The sequence below is a fragment of the Enterococcus sp. AZ009 genome (assembly GCF_050548785.1).
Taxonomy (GTDB): Bacteria; Bacillota; Bacilli; order Lactobacillales; family Enterococcaceae; genus Enterococcus_D; species Enterococcus_D entomosocium.
Genome location: NZ_CP172960.1, coordinates 3588259 through 3609861, shown reverse-complemented (window position 1 = coordinate 3609861; position 21603 = coordinate 3588259). Strand labels below are relative to the sequence as shown.

Genomic DNA, 21603 nt, shown 5'->3' with positions numbered 1-21603 from the left:
TGAAAGTTTTGAATGGTCTTCAACGATTTAGAGGAAAGAGTGTCGTCTCTAATAGAAAGTTTTTAGAGCAGGCGTACAAGATTTAGTGATTCTTTTTAAAAAGATTCAAAATGAGCACCCTATAACCAGTGAAATGCTTTAGAGGTTGCTAAAATGTTTAAAAAGGAGGGAGAAGATGCATGCATGGGAAGCAATCGATCAATCATTAAACTACATTGACGCGCATATTTCAGAGGAATTGAACACAAAGCAGTTAGCAGAGCAGGTGTATCTTTCACCCTTTTACTTTCAAAGATTATTTAAGCGCTTGGTTCGTAAATCGGTACAAGAGTATATTAAGCTGCGACGGTTAGCGATTGCCGTTGATTTACTTAAGAACACAGACTGGAAAATCATAGAAATCGCTAACCATTTAGGCGTTTCGGATCATTCAAATTTCACTCGCATGTTCAAGGAGACCTATCACTTGACTCCTGAAGAATACCGAGAAAAAAGGCCGCGAATGAATCTGATCCGACAACCGTACCTTGCCTTAAGCTATCTTTTGGTTGATGAGAAGGTGCCACTGATCGTAAACGGAATCGTCTTGGAGATTGAAAAAAGACAACTCACGGAAGAACGGTATGTGGGAATCGAGGGGATGGTCTCAGTTGATCAGCAACTTCCTATCGGGCAATAAACCGGCATTGATCAACCAGGTGAGCTATGGCAGAGATTTTATCAAGAAAAACCGCTACTTAAGGGAGTTGTGGATGAGGCAGTGGAAGCTGGTATTTCTTTTGCAACAAGTCATTCTCAAACGCATTTCGGGTATTTTGTCGGCGGAAAAGAATTAGACCGGACAGTAGTCCCGCCGACAAGTAGGGTCATAAAACGTGTTCCTTCTGGCTATTATCTGGTGTGCAAAATCGAGGCGGAGACGAAAGAAATGCTAGTAACGAATGCTTTGAATGAAGCATATAGGTATTTGTTTGATGTCTGGCTTCCAAAACATGAAATAAAAGTGGAGGCTTTTTCAGTCGAAAGATACCAGGAAACAGCATCCATCCCTACAATGGAATTGTGCTTAAAAATAGAAAACTAGCAAGTGTGGACAATAAGAAAGGATCGGGAGGAAACGATGAATACATATACTAGTGAGCGGTTGATCTATCGGCCCTATGAGAAGAAAGATCTGGAGGCATTAATCAAGTTGTGCAATGAGAAAACCTATCGCAGATGGTTTTATTTCCTGCCAAAACTTAATGAAAAAAGAGCAAAAGCACAAATCGAGAAAAATAGAGACCTGTGGCAGAATACAATTGATATGACAAAAGCTCAATATGCTTTTGCGATAGAAGAAAAGTGCTCAGGCGATCTAATAGGGTCTGTGGAAGTTTCCAAATACCATGGTAAAAAAAGGTTGAAGCATTTTGAAGTCGGCTATTACATTGGCGAAGCCTATCAAAAGAAGGGCTACGCCACAGAAGCAGTGAATCACGTCATAAAATGGGTGGAACCATATCTAAAAGAAAAGCAAGAAGAGTTGCGCGTTTTTGGAAAAGTTGAGCAAAAAAATATTGCTTCTTTAAGAGTGCTAGAAAAAGCCGGTTTTAAACTGGTGCGAAAAACAATATTGTGTCGAATTTATGAAAGATGGATAGAATGATCTGGTTTTTCTTCTGGAAACGGATCTGTAAAATGGAAAAACTCCAGAAAAGATTGCTTTGGTCCTTTACTAGCCGCTATTTGAATTAAACATTCACTCGTGTTAAGGTATATTCAAATGCACATTTGAATGTTTAAGGAGTGTCTATATGGATAACGAAGTTTGTGAAATGACATGTATACATGAAGATAAAGTATTGCGAGGAAAAACGAAGTTACAAAACGAAGACATCTTGAAGGTGAAAAACTTCTTCAAAATAATAGCAGATGAGAATCGCCTAAAAATTCTTTATGCCTTGAGTTATGAGGATGAATTGTGTGTCTGCGACATTGCGGCAATCATCGAAGCAACAGTGGCAACGACGTCACATCATTTATCATCCTTGAAAAGAAAAGGACTCATTGTCAGTCGGAAAAAAGGGAAGTTCGTTTATTATTCTATTAAAAATGAAAAAGTTGTTCAGCTCCTAAATGCTAAGCCATCTTTAGAAGATGGGGTTTTGATATGAGTGAAAATAAACAACAGGTTTATCGAGTGGAAGGTTTGAGTTGTACAAATTGTGCAGCTAAATTCGAAAAAAACGTTTCTCAACTGCCAAATGTGAAAACTGCTAAAGTAAACTTTGGGGCTAGTAAACTCTCTATTGAAGGTGAAGCGACGATTGCAGAAATTGAAGTAGCAGGTGCTTTCGAAAACTTAAGGATCCAATCCGAACATGATCCAGTCTCTCAAGTGGCAGTAAAGGCGCCTTTTGTGAACAAAAATTGGCATTTATTGCTCTCACTTTTTTTGATCATTCTGGCATTCATTGCTCAAATAATCAATGGAGAAGAGGCGCTTTTAACGGAAGGATTATTTGTATCAGCGATTATTATCGGCGGTTTTCGTTTGTTTAAAGAAGGAGTTTCGGATCTTTTAAAACTGGATTTTACAATGGAAACACTTATGACGATTGCGATCATTGGTGCCGCCCTTATTGGTGAATGGACGGAAGGTTCGATTGTGGTCATCTTATTTGCAATCAGCGAAGCGTTAGAACGCTTCTCATTGGACAAAGCCCGACAATCGATACGGGACTTGATGGATATTGCTCCGAAAGAAGCATTGATTAGAAGAAATAACATTGAGCACTGGATTGATGTTTCAAAAATCGAAGTGGGCGATACTATGATCATTAAACCTGGTCAAAAAATTGCTATGGATGGTCGAGTGACCAAAGGATATTCCTCAGTAAATCAAGCGGCCATTACCGGTGAATCTGTCTCTATTGAAAAGAACATTGGTGATGAAATCTTTGCAGGAACTGTCAACGAAGAAGGTGCGCTAGAAGTCAGAGTGACAAAACAGGTAAATGATATGACGATTGCAAAGATTATTCACTTGGTTGAAGAGGCCCAAGGTGAGCGTGCACCTGCTCAAGCATTCGTCGATAAGTTTGCGAAGTTCTATACGCCAGCTATCATGATAATCGCTGCACTGACCGTCATTATTCCACCTTTGTTTTTTCAGGGAGCTTGGCATACGTGGGTGTATCAAGGGCTCTCTTTATTAGTTGTAGGTTGCCCGTGTTCCTTAGTTATCTCGACCCCTGTATCGATTGTTTCAGCGATTGGTAACTCTGCCAAAAATGGTGTTTTAGTTAAAGGCGGTATCTATCTTGAAGAAATTGGCGGACTGAAAGCGATCGCCTTTGATAAAACTGGAACATTGACGGAAGGAACGCCTGTCGTAACAGATTTCATTTCAGTTGATCCAACGAATGAAGAAAAATATTTTTCGATCATTGCGGCAATAGAATCCTACTCTCAACACCCCCTCGCATCTGCAATCGTAAAAGAAGCTGACAAACGAACACTGCCATATCGATCAGTCGTTGTTGACGGATTTACTTCACTTACTGGAAAAGGGATACAGGGAAATGTTGCAGGCAGCACCTATTTTGTGGGAAGTCCAAAGCTTTTTGAAGCTAAGGTCATCGCTGACTCGAAGATGATTGAACCGTATCAAACACTTCAGCAGCAAGAAAAAACAGCGATGCTTTTAGGAACAGAGCACCAAATTTTGGCAGTCGTTGCAGTAGCGGATGAGGTCAGAGCAACAAGTAAATCAGTCATTAAAAAACTACATGATTTAGGAATCGAACATACGATAATGTTGACGGGAGACAATGCTACAACAGCTCAGTCCATTGGAAAACAAACTGGCATAACTGAAATAAAAGGTGATTTGATGCCCCAAGACAAATTAGATTATATAAAGGCACTCAAGCAAACTTATGGGAAAGTGGCTATGATTGGGGATGGGATGAATGATGCCCCAGCTTTAGCTGCCTCAACAGTTGGTATTGCCATGGGAAGCATTGGCACTGATGCAGCACTAGAAACAGCAGATGTTGCTTTAATGGGAGACGATTTACAAAAACTGCCGTTTATTATTAAACTGAGCAGAGAAACATTGAAGATCATTAAGCAAAACATCACGTTTTCACTAGGGATCAAACTACTAGCATTATTACTAGTCGTTCCTGGTTGGTTGACCTTATGGATTGCCATTCTAGCTGATATGGGAGCCACTTTGCTTGTCACTTTGAATGGATTGAGATTGATGAAAAGTAAGCCTAAGTGAAGGGGAACAAAAATCAGTTTAGCTTCGCTCTGAAATTTTATCAGGTACCAAACGATCCATTCGTTTCGGTGAAAAGAAAAATAGCCCATTCTTAGCGGTCAAATTGTCGAAGGAAGTTAAATCGTCAGTAAGAAACGATAACGGATGGTCTAGTTGAATGAGGGTTCAGAAATGATGAATTTCTGGACGCTCTCTTTTTGTGTTCAGGCGGAGAAATAGTTTTTTAACTAGCAGCTTAGCAAGTGGAGGCCAGCATAATAGCTTATTTTACCAGTCTGAGATCATGCTTATAAGCTTTTTGTCTTGGTCTAGACAGACTTTTGCCGTCAGTATGCTAACAAATTGAACGGTGGGGCCAACAAGTTTGGCTATCTAGTTAAGATATAGTAAATATGCCCAAAATACTTAGTCTCAAATATAAGACCTAATGCAAATTTTATTTAAAGGAGGCTATAATGAGAACCGCAAGACGAGTTTTAGAAAATTCGGGATGAACCTAAAAATATTTTTGGTTGTGCTTTTTATCACATGGATACGTAGATGAAACATTATTTTTAGAAAGATAGAGGAGAATAATTTATGAAATGGTTTTTTATGATATGCACTTTAGTATTACTCAGTTTTATTTAGAAATGTATCACGTTTTTAGAGAGGGATAATGCATGTTTGGAGAAACGATTAGAGAAATACGGCTAAAAAAAGGATTTAGTCAAAAAGAAGTCTATAGAAATATTATCTCAAAATCATATGCGATTGAATTTGAAAAAGGAAAACATAATATATCTTCTGATGTCCTTATTAAGATATTAGAAAACTTGTCTATGGATATTAGCGAGTTCTTGTTTATTGCCAATGGCTATAAATTAAATGAACAAAATCATTACACTTATCATTACGCCAACCTATCTAATAAGCAAGACATAAAAGGATTAGCGTTACTTTTAAAAGAACTAAAAAGAAAATCAGGACAAATAAATGCGATCAGAGTGGCTGAGGTACGCTCGAGAATAAGAATTTTACAGCATTTAGAAGTTTATGGAGTATACAATACCGCTGTCGTTTTAGAAGAAGATAAGCAACTGATCTTGTCCTATTTAATGGGGATTGAAAGCTGGACGCTTCAAGAAATACATTTATTTGCCAATACACTAGATTTTTTAGATCACGAATTTATATTTATCTTTTTTAAAAGAGTTTCTAAACTGCTGGAGTATTACATTCAATTTGAGAAAGGCAGAGAAGTATATTGTGGTCTTCTGATTAATATTATTGAATATACATTTATAAAAAAGCAGTATGAGTTTGCAGAAGTTTTACTTACCCAATTGGGATTGTTATCCACCAGTTTCCAAGACTTTTTTTCGAGAACGCTGTACAAATTTTTTGAAGGATTACTGATTATGAGGACAGTCAATGAGGAGCAGGGAAGAACAATGGCAACAAGAATGCTAGACATCATGGTTGAACTTGATCAAGCACCTTTATCAAAAATGTTCTCGTTATTGTTGGAGTAACATGCTGATTCCAGTGTATTAAATCCTATGTGGAAGATAGAAGCTACTAAATATAATGTTTAAGACAGCGCCATGCAAGGTGACTCATAGATAGGCGCTTTGTGTAAATATAGTTCAAAAAGTATAGGGGATTACAGAAGCAAAGGTTCAAAAAACTAAAACGTTTTTGAACTCTTTTTTTTTGCTTATTTTCATAGGTTTATAAAAGGAAAGTGGAATTCAGCAAATCTGGAAAGTCCGAAATACCAGACCAAAATAATTCGAACAAACGAGGTTTGATAAACTATACATTGTGCTTAATGTCACAATAGTGTTCCGACAGAACTGGTTTTCTGATGATTTACTTTTTAATCAAATCCAGGACATTGACATTGGCCATTTTTCAATTATGGATGGGATGGAGTCGATTTGTAACTGAGTTTATTTTCGTTGTTTTTCAACCAAGGGTAATGAGAGAGTGAGTAGCAACTATCATCGTCTAAGTTAGCAAACAATATAAAAAACTATCGAAAGATAGAAGTATAAATAATTAAAATGAGAGAGGGAAGAAGTGTATGAGAGAAAGAAGGAAACAAGCAAGGATCGGAGGGTATATTGAAGAGCATAAGAAAGGGTGTGTCCTAGCTCTTGCAGCACTGGGAATGATCTTTTCATTTAGTGTGGGCGCCTATGCAGCGATTGCAACGACGTTTCATTTTTTGGGGACAAAAGACGATTCCATAAGAATTGCACAAGTTTTAAGCGCTTTGGGGATAGAGATTAAAGGTCAAAAAGCCCAAATAGCACAACTAGTCCAAGAAAAAGCGGAAGCTGAAGCAGCAAAAGCAAAAGCGGAAAGTGACTTACAAGTAGCCAATGAAACAATCGAAAACGTGCAAGCCCAAAATAGTGAAGCTTCTGCTGCTGTAAGTGGTGCGAACGCCAATGTTAATAAGGTAGCGCAATATGCAAAAGATTTAGAATCTGCAAATACGAAGCTAAAGGATTATGCGAACGCAGTTGCTGCGGAAGCCGGTTTAAGCGATAGCTCCATAGACGTCGATAATACCAATGATGCGTTGAGTCAAGTGGACAGTGAACTGCAAGCCGCAATTAGTAAAGCTAATGACAGCAATGGAAGTAAGGAAAAAGCGCAACAAGCTGTCGATGAAGCAAACAAAGCAAAATAGCATAGAATCTCTAAGATAGATTCGGTTTTCCCTGCAATAGTCGTGCAGCTTGAATAATTTTTTGAGTGTATAATAGAAAAATGAGTGAACATATTCTTATATTTTAGGAGCAATGTTTCCTTTCGCTGGGAACTATTTATAAAGAAAGGTATCTAGAAAATGAATCCTCTCTAGATACCTTTTTATGTACTTAAGTAGGAAGATCGCTTTTTATGGTAGATTCAATCAAAAATGTTAGGAAATTCTCTTGTATCAATAATCATTTTTCACAAAAGTAAAGAATTTGCACCTTAGAGATGTTGGCTGTTCAAGGCTACTCGTTTTTTTTCTGAACGAGTAGCTTATTTTTGTATCTATAGAATCGGATACAACTCATTGTTCACTTAAAAATTAGATTTGTGAGTATTAGAACAGCTCATCAAAAGTGAACAGAAACTTAAAAGGTTTTGATCCTTTTTAGTTACTTATTTCATAACTCCTTATGTAATTCAAATAACTAGATCAAAAAGGTATTATTTCAGAGGACAGTAGAGTATACTCCATGGATTTTTTTGCCGAATGAAATATACAAATCATTATTGGCAGCTAAATATGTTGCGCAAAAATAAATTTCGGATAATGGAATGTGCATTATGAAACTATTAAAAGAGTGTTCAGAAAATGACTAGTTTCTGGACCCTCTTTTTTTATGACAATTGAAGCAAGTGGCTTTCGTTTTGTGTCTATTGATATACAAAATATTGTTCATTTAAAGCACATCTGTTGATAAAAAATTATATTGAAAATCAAGTTCAAAAATTAAAAGAATTGATAGAAGCATTAACGTCCGCGAATTTTTGGATTGATATTCCAATAATTATGGGAATAGATTCTAAGTTAGTATTATTACGAGAACTCATTATCACTATAGAAGATTTTGATTTTTCAGACGAAGAAGTGTTAAAAATAGTAGAACAAGATTATCCATACTACAATAAAGAATTATGTGGATATAAATTGAATGATGTAACTAGCCATTCACTAATTTTTAAAATAAAGTGATCTGGAAAAAGAATCAAGGAAAAGTAGTCTTTTATAATATATTTTGAAGTCAGGGATGGAATCCTATGAAGACGTAATAAAATTTCTAACCGAACGATAGAGGACAGACGTGAAAAATTGCGAGAAGCTAAACGTGCTTATTGAATCCTATTCACTTACCAACTATGACACGGGAAAAGCAGAATTGGTCAAAGGTAATGCAGAAATGATCTATCTTATCATGAATCTGGGCATCTCTTCGACGTTTGGTCCACATCGGGAAGACTTTCACTAACTATCATTTAACAAAGATAGAAACTTTCATTCTTTAAATTTTGTTCTGGGGTTGTTAAAAAACAAAGAGGAACTATTATTACATAATACCAAGTATCTTATAAAAATAATGATTATTTTTGGTTGAAGGAACTCTGTCCTTGCTTGAAAAGTATTTACTATAGAATACATTATTACTACAATAGATGAGATATAAAAATAGGTGGTTAAAAAAATACCACGATGGAGTTGGCAGATGAAAAAGAAAATTTTTTCCTACATATCTTTGGCAAGTTTAATAGTACCTTCTTTTTTTGTTCCCATTGTGAATGTTCGATCAGATGAGCAACAAGAAAGTGTAGCACAAGCAACTAATGAAGAATCTGAAAATATGAGTAATTCGAGTACAACGCTGGATTCTTCAACAACGCAAAGTGAATCTTCTGATACTTCGACAGAAGATAATAATGAATCCACGGAAGAAACAACAACGCAAAGCTCTTCTAACAACGCAAAGTATTCTGGCGAAGATCAGGGGAATAGCCAAGTTGAAAATGAGACGACAAGTCAAAGTTCTGCAAATCCATCTGAGGTCGCAGTAAATAATGATCAAGAAGATTTTGCAGCTTGGCTTCCGGATCCAGCACTACAATCCGTAGTTGCTAAATCTTTAGGTATAGATGTGTCCGAAATCACGAAGGAACAGATGAGCAAACTTCAGACTCTCTATATCTACGCTGCAGATTCCGCTATTGCTGATTTGACAGGCTTGGAATATGCAACAAATCTATCATCATTTTATATGAGCGGCCAAAATCAGGTTACTGACTTTTCCGTTCTCACTTCGTTAAATAACTTAGTTTATGTATATTTGATGGGTGCTAATGTAACGGATGATAATGTACCAAACTTTGGTGCCAATTTAACTAGATTAAATCTTAGTTCCGCAAATGTAACCGATGCTGTATTTTCAAAAATAGTTAATATGAAAGGACTAGAGTCGCTAAGTTTCGAGTCCAATATGAATATTACGACAATTGCACCTCTGGTTGCATTACCAAATCTAACAGAATTAAGAATACAGTTCTGTGGCGTGACAGATTTTACTGTGATAAATGAGTTTCCCAAATTATCAAACTTAGCTGCTTATGGACAAAACACAGGAAGAAATGATGCGATTACTTCATTATCTGCAAAAGAGTTAAATTACGATCCCGATAATCAATCATTTTTTGTTCCATTTTCCATTATGCCTAATCGTTTAACAAATTTTGATGGATATCAGCCTCCTTTTACAAAATCGAATAGTACTAGTCAGACGTACTTTGATTTGAATGGTGTACAGGTACCCTCCTCAAGATTAAGTATTACAGAAGATGGGATTACTGTATCTGGGGTTACTCAAAGTGAATTTGAAAGTATCGAAACAATGGAGTATAACGCACGACTGAATAATCCTGCCGGATCCTATGCTCAACCAGATGGATATAGTTTTTACGCTATTTCTTCAGGAACCTATTTGCACCAATTTTCGATCAATCATCAAGAAGCCGCTGCAGATGTTACCGTGAGTTATATTGATACTGAAGGGAATGAATTGAAGCCTTCTCAAAAAATTAGCGGTAATATTGGTGAATCTTTTGATGCAACAACGCCAGAGTATAAGTTAGAAATAGACGGGTATACTATAAAAGAAGTTCAAGGTAATCCGACGGGAACCTTCAGTGATACAGCGCAAGAAGTGGTGTACGTATATGAACGCAGCGATGCAGCACCAGTCACGGTGAAATATCAAGATTCCGAAGGGAATCAGTTGGCAGATCCAACCGTATTAAGCGGAAAAGTAGGGTTACCATATACAAGCGAAGCCAAAGAGATCCCAGGGTGGTATGTAGTAGAAACCCCAGATAATGCTTCCGGCACCTTCAGTGATACAGGGCAAGAAGTCGTGTACGTGTACGAACGCAGCGATGCAGCACCAGTCACAGTGAAATATCAAGATTCCGAAGGGAATCAGTTGGCAGACCCAACGGTATTAAGCGGAAAAGTAGGGTTACCATATACAAGCGAAGCCAAAGAGATCCCAGGGTGGTATGTAGTAGAAACCCCAGATAATGCTTCCGGCACCTTCAGTGATACAGGGCAAGAAGTGGTGTACGTGTACGAACGCAGCGATGCAGCACCAGTCACAGTGAAGTATCAAGATTCCGAAGGGAATCAGTTGGCAGACCCAACGGTATTAAGCGGCAAAGTAGGGTTACCATATACAAGCGAAGCCAAAGAGATCCCAGGGTGGTATGTAGTAGAAACCCCAGATAATGCTTCAGGCACCTTCAGTGATACAGCGCAAGAAGTGGTGTACGTATATGAACGCAGCGATGCAGCACCAGTCACAGTGAAGTATCAAGATTCCGAAGGGAATCAGTTGGCAGATCCAACGGTATTAAGCGGCAAAGTAGGGTTACCATACACAAGCGAAGCCAAAGAGATCCTAGGGTGGTATGTAGTAGAAACCCCAGATAATGCTTCAGGCACCTTCAGTGATACAGGGCAAGAAGTGGTGTACGTGTACGAACGCAGCGATGCAGCACCAGTCACGGTGAAATATCAAGATTCCGAAGGGAATCAGTTGGCAGACCCAACGGTATTAAGCGGCAAAGTAGGGTTACCATATACAAGCGAAGCCAAAGAGATCCCAGGGTGGTATGTAGTAGAAACCCCAGATAATGCTTCCGGCACCTTCAGTGATACAGGGCAAGAAGTCGTGTACGTGTACGAACGCAGCGATGCAGCACCAGTCACAGTGAAATATCAAGATTCCGAAGGGAATCAGTTGGCAGACCCAACGGTATTAAGCGGCAAAGTAGGGTTACCATATACAAGCGAAGCCAAAGAGATCCCAGGGTGGTATGTAGTAGAAACCCCAGATAATGCTTCCGGCACCTTCAGTGATACAGCGCAAGAAGTGGTGTACGTATATGAACGCAGCGATGCAGCACCAGTCACAGTGAAATATCAAGATTCCGAAGGGAATCAGTTGGCAGACCCAACGGTATTAAGCGGCAAAGTAGGGTTACCATATACAAGCGAAGCCAAAGAGATCCCAGGGTGGTATGTAGTAGAAACCCCAGATAATGCTTCAGGTACTTTCAGTGACGCAGCTGAAGAAGTCGTGTACGTATATAACACTAAAGCGCATAATCCTAAGAACAATGGTAATTCAAATAATCATTTACCAAAAACTGGACAACAGATTAAAGGACAACTGATTTTAAGTAGTGTCGGAGCTTTGTTAGTCACACTCGTATTTGTAGCAATTAAAAAACGTAAAAGAAGTAATCGATAAGAGGAAGAAAGAGTGTTCAGAAAACGATCGTTTCTGGACACTCTTTTTGAATCAAATTTCTAATAATACTATTCGATATTGTGTATAGAAACCTACAATGAAATCTATGTCTAGATAAAATAGGAGTCGCTAAATATAAGAATAATTCATTTAAGGAATTGCAAACTTTAAAGTTCTTGATTCATTAATGTTTCACCTGTTTTTCATTTTTGATTAGGCTCTTTTTATTATGTTCATTTAAGCTAACGGTATAATTTTTTTGGAGGCTGATTTTTCATTGATAATTAAAATTTATTTATTGTGAATGATTATAAAAAGTTCTGAAAATACTAAAATAATAAAGGGCGGTTGTCAAATAATATAAAGAAGATAGCTCATTAATCAATCTGAAAAACACCTCTAGGCTAGAGATATAGCTTAGAGGTATTTTTATGACTAATTATGGTAAGATTATTAAATAAAAGTTGTCTTCATTTCAAATCGCATCGAATCCTCAAGTGGGGGAGATTAGTGAATGAAAAGGTCCATTTGGGGTGAGCTAATCTTTACAAGAAAAGAAGATTGATTTAGATAATGAAAGAACGGGGAGAAGAAATGAAAAAGAAACATAAAGTGATACAAATGTTGGGTGGGGCTACACTCTTATACATCTTAGCGGTCCTGTTTATAGGTGGCGCAACACTATTGCTGTTCAAAAATCTTACCTTTTTGATTGAGCCAGTAGTTAAAGTATTTCAGGTGGTTCTTCCTCCGTTGACTATGACGCTCGTTTTATATTTTGTACTTAAACCAGTTGTAAAGTTTTTGGTAGGGCTAGGACTTTCAAAAGTACTGAGTATTATTATTACATTATGCACACTTACTGCTGCCTTCATCTTGTCAACTGCCCTCGCACTGCCGTTACTTATCCAACAATTTGAACGATTGATCGAAAACTTCCCAAATTATTTGATCGAAGCTGAACGAGTAATAGAAACTTTTATACAAAATACTAGATATGAACAAGCATATCATGAGGGACTCGAGGTTCTGGCGAATTGGATAAATCAAGTTTCTAATAATGTGGGCGTATATCTGGGCAATATTATTTTCGGTGCTTCACAAGTGTTTTCAACGATTACCCATGTCCTGTTGTTGTTATTGACAGTGCCGATCATCACGTTCTTTTTATTGAAAAATGACCGTCAATTTGTAGAGTATTCTTTAGGTATCTTCCCCCCTAGATTACGTCATGAAGTCAAAGAAATCATTCGGACGATGGAAAATCAGGTGGGCGCCTATCTAAAGGGACAACTAGTCGTTTGTGTGATCATAGGAACATTGACTTTTATTGGCTTCTTAATTATCGACATGCCTTTTTCTGGAAGCTTAGCATTTCTTGTTGGCGCAACAGCTATCGTTCCTTATATCGGACCGGTTGTCGCCTTTTTCCCTTGTGCAATCATTGCAATCATGACGTCTCCTACGATGTTCATTCAGTTGTGCATTGTCTGGATCGTTGTTCAATTATTAAATGGGGAGCTGATCGAACCTCAGGTCATGGGAAAACATATGGTGATCCATCCAGTAACAATTATTTTTGTGCTATGGATAATGGGTGAACTTTTCGGCATGTTTGGGTTGATTTTCGGTATACCACTTTATGCAATCGTGAAAGTGTTAGTGGTGTTTGGGTTTCGAAAATTTAAGCAGCGATACAATCGCATACATGCGGAAGATGTTCCTTATGAAGAAACTGAATTTAGTTTAGAATCATACACTAAGAAAAGCAGCCATGGTTAACGAGGGCAACCAGTTGAACAAATGAATTCAAGTACGCATGTCTTGCTCAAATTGATCGTCATAAAAGGTGCGATCCAAATTGATCGTTTGAGTTAAATCATTTGCTTCGATAGTGAAAGAAAGATTTTTAATACATAGAGTGCTTGGAAATATCTATTTTCTGAGTACTCTATTTTTAGTTTGGGCCGATGAATTTCCGATAATTAAGTTTTCCAGTGTCAGAAATTCATTGGATCGTGACTCCTTTTTAGCCATTTCAATAACTTGACATTTTTCTACGAAAGAGGCTGCTTGACTAAGCAGGAATCAACGCACAACAATGATAAGCGCCAGATGGATAGACTACCTATTTGACATCTGATTTCCCAAATGATATAGTTTCCAAATAGAAATCAATTTGAAGGGAAGTTTTCAATGAATAATTTAGAAGAGGTATTAGTAAACTTACAATGTGAATTGGTGGCTGAAAGAACCAGACTAAATCCTAAAACAATTAGTTGGCTTCAATATGATATTTTAAATATTCTAAATTCTGAAACTGAGATGCGCCCGTCAAAAATGAGTGTTTTGCTAGGAATTAGTAGGACAAAACTTTCAAAGGCGTTAAAAGAGCTAAAATTAATGAATTATATTCAACAGAAACCCAATGATACAGATGGTCGAGAACTACTCACTTTTTTGACAAAAGAGGGAAGTCATTTATTAACAACTATTGATAATGGACATACACACTTATCTGAAATCGCAAATGCAGTTTTTAACCGGAAGGAAAAAGAGCAGTTCGCTGAACTAGCAAAGAAATATTTAGAAGCGCTTAAAACGGAAAGGCTGAGGTATGATGAATGATCTCATTTCTATCGAAGGAGCTAAAACAAACAATTTAAAAAATCTTTCTCTGAAACTTTCTAAGTATCAAGTAACTGTCGTAACAGGTGTTTCAGGCTCGGGAAAATCTTCTTTGGTATTTGATACCTTAGCAGCTGAATCCCAACGATTACTAAACGAGACCTATTCGAGTTATATCCAACAGCTACTACCTCACTATTCTCAACCGATCGTTGATAAAATAGAAAATCTACCAGTATCTATTGTGATTAATCAGAAGAAACTAGGAGGAAATGCACGTTCCACAGTTGGAACTGTAACAGATATATATTCAAGTTTAAGGCTGCTATTCTCGAGGGTTGCAACCCCTTTTATTGGATATTCTATGAATTATTCGTTTAATAATCCCAAGGGCATGTGTGAAGTTTGTAAGGGATTAGGTGAGGTCAAAGAGATTGATGTCGATAAATTAATCGATTTTGACAAATCTTTATCAGAGGGAGCTATTCAATTTCCTACTTTTCAACCGGGAGGATGGCGCCTGTCTAGGTATACAGAATCTGGTAATTTCGATAACAATAAAAAAATTAAAGATTACCTAGCAGAAGAATTGGACCGTTTACTAAATGATCTCGGCAGCACTCCAAGTAATCCTACGAATAAATGGCCAAAAACTGCACGTTATGAAGGGATTATTCCCAGAATTACCAAAAATTTTATCGAAAAAGAAAGCACGCAATATAGTGCAACATTAAATCACATTCTGCAAGTGAAAGAATGTCCCAATTGTCAAGGCACTAGAGTAAGTAAACTCGTTCGCTCTGCAAAGATAAATGGAAAATCGATCGCAGACTGTGTGAGGATGCCTATTCCTGAACTAAACAAATTTATTAAAGAGATTCATTCTTCTGTTGTTCAGGTGATTTTGAAAGATTTAAGTAAGAAACTACAGAGTTTGGAGGAGGTTGGCTTAGGCTATTTGTTTCTTAACCGTCCAACAGCAACATTATCTGGTGGAGAATCTCAAAGAATAAAAATGGTTAAACATCTTAACAGTGCACTTAGTGATATTCTATACATTTTTGATGAGCCTAGTATTGGACTCCATCCAGAAGATATTCAAAAAATAGCAAAGATAATTAGGGGGTTAAAAGATAAAGGAAATACTGTTGTTCTTGTTGACCATGATCCGGATATTATACAAATTGCAGACCATATCATTGAGATCGGTCCAGGATCCGGGGATAGCGGTGGAAAAATCACCTTTGAAGGAACCTATGATGAACTAATGAAGTCGAACACCATCACTGGAAGAGCGTTGGCAGATCAGTTGAACGTTAATACACAAAGACAACAATTTTCTTCCTATTACGAATTAAATGAGGTTAGTTTGCACAATGTTGTAAACGCTTCTGTGGTGTTGCCAAAACAAGCATTAACGGTTGTAACCGGAGTCGCTGGTTCTGGGAAGAGCACACTCATTCGCTATCTTTTTAAAAAAAAATATCCTGAAGCAAGTATATTAGACCAGAGTCAGATAAATGGCAACATTCGCTCAAATGTTCTCACGTATCTAAATGTCTTTGATAAAATTCGGAGCATCTACGCGCAATGTTCTGGTAAAAGTGCCTCTCTTTTCAGCTATAACGGTAAAGGAGCATGTCCTCTGTGCAAAGGCAAAGGAGTGATAAAAATGGATTTGGCTTTTATGGGGGATGCAGAGCAAGTTTGTGAGAAATGCCGAGGAAAAAGATATAACGATGAAGCCTTATCTATTTTATGGCATGGTTTCACTATTTACGATATTTTACAATTATCAGTTCGAAAAGCAGTAGATTTGTTTGATGATCGCTTATTGATCAGAACGATGCAAATTCTCATGGATGTTCATCTAGAGTATATGAAGTTGGGGCAGTCGCTAGATACATTTTCTGGTGGAGAACTTCAGCGTTTAAAGATAGCAAAAATAATTGCTCAAGATACTTCTAACTGTCTAATATTAGATGAACCATCTACCGGCCTTCATGAGGCGGATATTGACAAGTTGTTATTATTGTTAAATAAACTTTTGCAAAAAGGAAATACATTGATTATTCTAGAGCACAATCTCAAAATAATTAGTCAGGCTCAATGGCTTATCGAAATGGGACCTGGCGGGGGGAACTTTGGAGGTAAAGTATTGTTTCAAGGGTACCCAATAGACTTATTAACGTTAGAAGATTCATACACAGCAAAACATCTGAAAAGATATACAAAAAACAACAATTAAAAAAGGTGTTTATAAGAATTTTAGTTCATGATTTTTTTAACAGCTATATGAGGGGAAGAAATTTAATAGCTTTTGATCTTCTTAATTTTTCGACAAAGAGTGTTAAGAAAGTGACGAATTTCTGGACACTCTTTTTAGATACAATAATTTATATGTGTCACTGTATTTTTGTGTTCATAAACTCGTAAATAAATCATTGTTCATTTAAAATTTAGGTTCATGAATATTAGGACAATTCTTAGAAAGAGTCAGAAACTTAATAGTTTTTGATACGTTGGTAAACTCTCATTGAAATAAGCTCGAGAGAGCGTCATAAACTTATGTCGTAAATCTAATGTGAATTTTAGTGATTTTAAACAACGAATTGGATGTAACCAATCAATCTGCGTTAGACAAGGTTAAATAAAAACTTAGCAAGCAAAAAGAAAGAAATTATACGATTCGGGGAAAGTAAATGAAAACGAAGTTGATTCATTCACTACTGTACTAAGCAATCATCTTCATGAATTTGGTTTTGAAATTAGGAGAAATTTGGATAGTATTTCCACTTGGAATGTTTGTAAAAGGAGAGTACAGAGAAGTTTTTCTCGGTATTCTCCTACTTTTTTGAGACAAGCTTATGCAATACACCCATTTTCTAAGAGTGAGTAAAAAAGTAAATCAAGCCCATTATTGTTGCATATGCAACAATAATGGGCTATTATAGTGCTAGATAGGGAGGGGATAGTTCGTGGAGGATATCCTTCGTGAGATAGGATCAATCAGTAGAATGTTGGAATCAATTGCTAATATTGAATTTAAAGAGGTTCAACTCAGTAAAGGGCAATATATTTACTTAGTTCGTATATTTGAAAATGAAGGAATTATTCCTGAACGATTAGCCGAACGGATCAAAGTTGATCGCACGACTTTGTCCAGGGCGGTAAAAAAATTAGAGGAAAATGGCTTCATTCTAAAAGAGTCAGACAAAGAAAATAAAAAAATCAAACACTTATACACAACCGCCAAAGGGAAACAAGCGGTTCAATTAATCATAAGAGAAAATAACTATTCAAATAAAGTAGCGATTCAACAGTTATCTGCTTTAGAAAGAAAAAATCTTGCGGAAATGCTGGCAAAAATAAAATCTTCGGTAGAAGTTGATTGGGTCAACGTCAAGAATGGGATCAAAAGAGACTATTGAACGAATAACGCAACTGGGGAGATTGGATCTGATTGAATGTACATTCATGCTACCTAGGATAGGAAGCACAGGTAGCTGATATTTTGTTAAAAAGGATATAGCTCGGCTGGCTGCTGAAAAAACAGAGAGCCTGAAAAATAAAGGACATGAATTTGTTCAAATAAACTAAGTAGGAGTGTAGAGAAAGTGAAGAAAATAATGATCGATCAAGAATTTTGGGCGCTATTTCCAGAAGCCCAAATCAACTGCCTTGTTGTAAAAAATATAAACAATGTTGCGGATGTTTCACAAGAGACGTTTTTTACTAACTTGCTAAAAAGTAGTAAAGAGCAAGCAAAGCGCTACTTAACGACCGACACCTTCAGTGAAAACCAGGTGATCCAAGATTGGCGAAGTGCTTTTCAGCAATTTAAAACGAAAAAAGGGGTACGCTCTTCCATCGAAGCACTGTTGAAACGGGTGAATCAAGACAGAGAATTTTCTCCCATCAATCCTTTAGTAGATATTTATAATAGTATTTCCTTGAAATATGGTGTCCCTTTAGGCGGAGAAGACCTCGATACAATCGTTGGCGACCTTCATTTAGGCGTTGCAAAAGGTGGCGAATCTTTCTTTCCCTTAGGTGCAGATACTGATTCCCCAGCCTTGGAAAAGGAAGTCATTTACTATGATGAGAAAGGTGCAATCTGTCGATGCTTAAATTGGCGGGAAGCCCAACGTACGATGCTAACAGAAGAGACCACCAATGCTGTTTTATTCATTGAATCGATCAATGAAACGCAACGGGCTCGGGCGAATGAAGCAATCAAAGAGTTAAGTCAGTTGGTTCAAGAGTATTTTAAAGTAGCAGGTAATGATTATGTGCTAAGTAAAGAAAGTCCTGAAATCATTTTGTAAGGGCGAGCTTCTTGTCTATAGGATAAGGATGTACACGTACTTTTTCTCGATTTTGCATACCATTCTCTCATTTTGATTGATCGGTCATCGTGAAAATCTTGACCCAAATATTCGGATGTGCAATAATTAGGTGGAATTTAAATAATGACATTAGATTTGTTCGCCGGAATAAATCTTATTGAAGTCAGAAAAACTAACCTTAGGCTTTTATGGTTAGTTTGTCTGACTTCTTTTTTGTTTTAGGAGGTATAGGCAGATGTTAAAAGAACAATTGAAAGAAAAAGGAAAGAGCCCTAACCAGTCGGGACTTTCCAGTAAAGAAGCAGAAATGAAGCTAGAGAAATATGGGTTTAATTCCATAGAAAGCACAGACGAGAAGCATTTTTATGACTATTTGAAAGAGTCGATGAAGGATATTACCATCTTGATTTTAATCGTTGCAACGCTCTTATCTAGTTACGTTGCATTTCAAAACCATCCTGATGATTTTACGGAACCAATAGTCATCTTTTCAATTGTCATTCTTAATCTATATTTGTCGATTCGACAGCAAAAACATGCGGAAAAATCAATGAGTGAATTAAATAAAATGAGTGTTCCCGTGAGTAAAGTATTCAGAGATGGGGTGTTAAAAGAGATTGAAAGTTTGAACATTGTTCCTGGTGATATTGTTCAGTTGGCATTAGGGGACCGTATTCCAGCAGATGCTAAGCTTTTAACGAGTAGTAATTTCTTTGTTGATGAGTCGTTTCTAACTGGTGAAAGTGAACCAAGTGAAAAAGATCCCACCTATATTTCTTCTAAAGAAGATTCTTTAGGGGACAGAAAAGACTTGGTTTTTTCTGGCTCATTAGTAGTCACAGGAAAAGCAAACGTTCGAGTTGAAAAGACAGGAATGAATACGGAAATTGGTAAAATATCGAGCTTATTAAGCAAGGAAGAAACAACCATAGCACCTCTACAAATAAAAATGCAAAAACTGGGGAAAGTTCTAGGCCTAATCGCTATTCTCTCTGGCTTTCTAGCGATTGCTATAGGAATCAGCAAAGGATTGTCTTTAGAGACCAGTATCATGACTGCAATATCAATGGCTGTTGCTGCTATTCCAGAGGTTTTGCCAGTCGTAGTAACAATCTCTCTAGCTGTTGGGATGAGGAATATGGCACTGAAGAAAACCATCGTTAGGACTCCTTCAACAGTAGAAACCGTTGGGGGTGTTTCAATCATCTGCTCAGATAAAACTGGAACAATTACCGAAAATAAGATGATCGTGAAAGAAGTTATTATGATGAAGGATAGACTGACTTCCTGCTTAGAAATAACAGAAGAGAAGGAAAAAAATCTCTTGTTTCTCTTCTATCTTGCTAGTTCGATGGAAGAAAATGCAACAGTAACCAGTAATCCAACAGAGTTGGCGATCAGAAAAAAACTGGCATCGCTCTTCACTAAAGAGGAACTAGGTAAAGTCGCTTCAACCTTTGAACAGATTCATGAAGTTCCCTTTGATTCAAAACGAAAAAGGATGACTGTCTTATATAAAGTAAACGACCAATATGTTTCTGTCACAAAAGGGGCTTTTGATCGCTTGGATCTCATTGATGCGAACAACCCTGCCTACTTGAACAAGCATGATGAGTTGGCCAATCAAGCATACCGTGTTTTGGGCGTTGCTTATAAAAGATACGATGAAAAACCTACACGTCTTACTGAAGAAATTCTTGAAAGTCAGTTAGAGTTTGCAGGATTTGTTGGGATTATCGACCCAGCTCGGCCCGAAAGCTATACGGCTGTTTCTATTGCAAAACAAGCAGGGATTCAAACCGTAATGATCACAGGGGACCACTTACTAACAGCAAAAAAAATCGCAGAAGATGTAGGAATTCTCACCGATGGGAAAAAAGCAATGACCGGCGCGGATTTACATGAAATGAGCGATGAAAAATTAGCCCATGTGATTGATGACTATCGAGTCTTTGCCCGTACTTCCCCAGAAGATAAAATTCGAATCGTAAAAGCATTTCAAAAAAATGATGAGATTGTCGCTATGACTGGCGATGGTGTCAATGATGCACCTGCATTAAAAGCAGCTGATGTAGGGATCGCAATGGGAGGTGGCACAGAAGTAGCAAAGGAAGCTTCTGATATGGTTTTAGTAGACGATAATTTTGCGACGATTGTTCAGGCGGTTGAAGAAGGACGACGGGTATACAGCAATATCAGAAAATCATTATATGCGATGCTAGGTTGCAACATTTCTGCACTGACGATCGTTTTAATTTCCTTGCTCGTTGGGTGGGGAGCACCTGTTACAGCGGTTCAATTGTTAATCATAAAAGTAGTTGCAGATGGAATCCCAGGAATGAGTCTAAGTATTGAACCAGTCGATAAAAAAGCAATGGAGGAAGCCCCTATCACTAAATACACGAGCATTTTTGCGCAAGGATTATTGGTAAAAATTGTAGAAATTTCAATTGTTTTTACAGGCGTCACATTAGGCGCGATTCTAATTGGACGTCTAGAATCGATAGAGGTTTCTCAGACAATGACATTTATTGTATTGGGGTTATCAACTATTGTGCATATGTTTAATTGTAGAAGTAAAGAATCTATCCTGAAGCTGCGTTTTTTGAGCAATCCGTTGTTAGTAATGACAACCTTCATAGGTGCATTGATCATTATCTTGTTAGTAACGATTCCATTCACGCAAACCATTTTTGGCTTTGTCTCTCTTCGTGCAGTTGACTGGCTATGGGTAATCGGCTTATCCATTTTTCCTTTAGTGTATATTGAAGTGAAAAAATACTTTGGCTTGTTTTAATGTGAATGATAGGAAGAGAATCTTCTATTAACATATTTTCTTGAGAAATGAGGGAGGGCAAAAACTGGGAAGTTTTTGCGTCTCCTTTAATTATTTACAGATGCTTATGATTTCTGGTTTGATAGTATTTAGAAGATATCAGAATGCACAACAACTATTGTTGTAAGGAAGGATTCGGTAGTATATTTCAGGTAAATCACCAGAAGTAGCTAAAAATCCCCTCTATTCTACTCT

At 37.3% G+C, this 21603-nt stretch carries 16 protein-coding genes; all 16 read left to right on the top strand.

Annotated features, from left to right (window positions below; all coding sequences use genetic code 11):
- Positions 1-175: 175 nt before the first annotated feature.
- The 16 genes from IGJ74_RS17105 to IGJ74_RS17030 all read left to right on the top strand — a co-directional run bounded on the left by IGJ74_RS17105 (position 176) and on the right by IGJ74_RS17030 (position 21369).
- Entirely contained in the window at positions 176-679 is a 504-nt protein-coding gene (locus IGJ74_RS17105; RefSeq protein ID WP_087664511.1) for a helix-turn-helix transcriptional regulator, read from the top strand.
- A 6-nt stretch (positions 680-685) separates the two neighbouring features.
- Entirely contained in the window at positions 686-1084 is a 399-nt protein-coding gene (locus IGJ74_RS17100) for a GyrI-like domain-containing protein (protein ID WP_087664512.1), read from the top strand.
- Between the two features lie 36 nt (positions 1085-1120).
- Positions 1121-1648: a GNAT family N-acetyltransferase gene (locus IGJ74_RS17095; RefSeq protein ID WP_087664513.1), complete on the top strand. Its 528-nt coding sequence runs from the start codon at positions 1121-1123 to the stop codon at positions 1646-1648.
- 148 nt (positions 1649-1796) lie between these two features.
- Positions 1797-2156, top strand: coding sequence for an ArsR/SmtB family transcription factor (locus IGJ74_RS17090; protein ID WP_207462969.1), 360 nt, complete (start codon positions 1797-1799; stop codon positions 2154-2156).
- A complete protein-coding gene (locus IGJ74_RS17085) occupies positions 2153-4273 on the top strand; it encodes a heavy metal translocating P-type ATPase (protein ID WP_087664516.1) in 2121 nt (706 codons plus the stop codon). The genes IGJ74_RS17090 and IGJ74_RS17085 overlap by 4 nt, the downstream gene beginning before the upstream one ends.
- Positions 4274-4935: 662 nt before the next feature.
- A complete protein-coding gene (locus IGJ74_RS17080; RefSeq protein ID WP_087664517.1) occupies positions 4936-5787 on the top strand; it encodes a helix-turn-helix domain-containing protein in 852 nt (283 codons plus the stop codon).
- A gap of 554 nt (positions 5788-6341) precedes the next feature.
- Complete coding sequence (locus tag IGJ74_RS17075; RefSeq protein WP_087664518.1) at positions 6342-6956, top strand: hypothetical protein; 615 nt, start codon at positions 6342-6344, stop codon at positions 6954-6956.
- Positions 6957-7718: 762 nt separating this feature from the next.
- Positions 7719-7997, top strand: coding sequence for a DUF7006 family protein (locus tag IGJ74_RS17070; RefSeq protein ID WP_242691955.1), 279 nt, complete (start codon positions 7719-7721; stop codon positions 7995-7997).
- 109 nt (positions 7998-8106) lie between these two features.
- The gene (locus IGJ74_RS17065) at positions 8107-8271 is read left to right on the top strand and encodes an N-acetylmuramoyl-L-alanine amidase (protein ID WP_242691954.1); all 165 of its coding nucleotides are present in this window, start codon (positions 8107-8109) and stop codon (positions 8269-8271) included.
- A gap of 234 nt (positions 8272-8505) precedes the next feature.
- A complete protein-coding gene (locus tag IGJ74_RS17060; RefSeq protein ID WP_430608622.1) occupies positions 8506-11595 on the top strand; it encodes a MucBP domain-containing protein in 3090 nt (1029 codons plus the stop codon).
- A gap of 594 nt (positions 11596-12189) precedes the next feature.
- Positions 12190-13377, top strand: coding sequence for an AI-2E family transporter (locus IGJ74_RS17055; protein ID WP_035006938.1), 1188 nt, complete (start codon positions 12190-12192; stop codon positions 13375-13377).
- Positions 13378-13791: 414 nt separating this feature from the next.
- On the top strand, positions 13792-14223 hold the full coding sequence (locus IGJ74_RS17050; protein ID WP_087664520.1) for a MarR family winged helix-turn-helix transcriptional regulator: 432 nt from the start codon (positions 13792-13794) through the stop codon (positions 14221-14223).
- Complete coding sequence (locus tag IGJ74_RS17045) at positions 14216-16471, top strand: ATP-binding cassette domain-containing protein (RefSeq protein WP_207463047.1); 2256 nt, start codon at positions 14216-14218, stop codon at positions 16469-16471. The genes IGJ74_RS17050 and IGJ74_RS17045 overlap by 8 nt, the downstream gene beginning before the upstream one ends.
- 730 nt (positions 16472-17201) lie before the next feature.
- Positions 17202-17654, top strand: a complete 453-nt coding sequence (locus IGJ74_RS17040; RefSeq protein WP_008380304.1) for a MarR family winged helix-turn-helix transcriptional regulator — start codon at positions 17202-17204, stop codon at positions 17652-17654.
- Positions 17655-17852: 198 nt separating this feature from the next.
- Positions 17853-18551 (top strand): B3/B4 domain-containing protein, encoded by a 699-nt coding sequence (locus tag IGJ74_RS17035; RefSeq protein ID WP_035006931.1) that lies wholly within the window; start codon positions 17853-17855, stop codon positions 18549-18551.
- A 256-nt stretch (positions 18552-18807) separates the two neighbouring features.
- Positions 18808-21369 carry a cation-translocating P-type ATPase gene (locus IGJ74_RS17030; protein ID WP_218193081.1) on the top strand — a complete coding sequence of 854 codons (2562 nt, stop codon included), beginning with the start codon at positions 18808-18810 and terminating at the stop codon, positions 21367-21369.
- Positions 21370-21603: the final 234 nt, after the last annotated feature.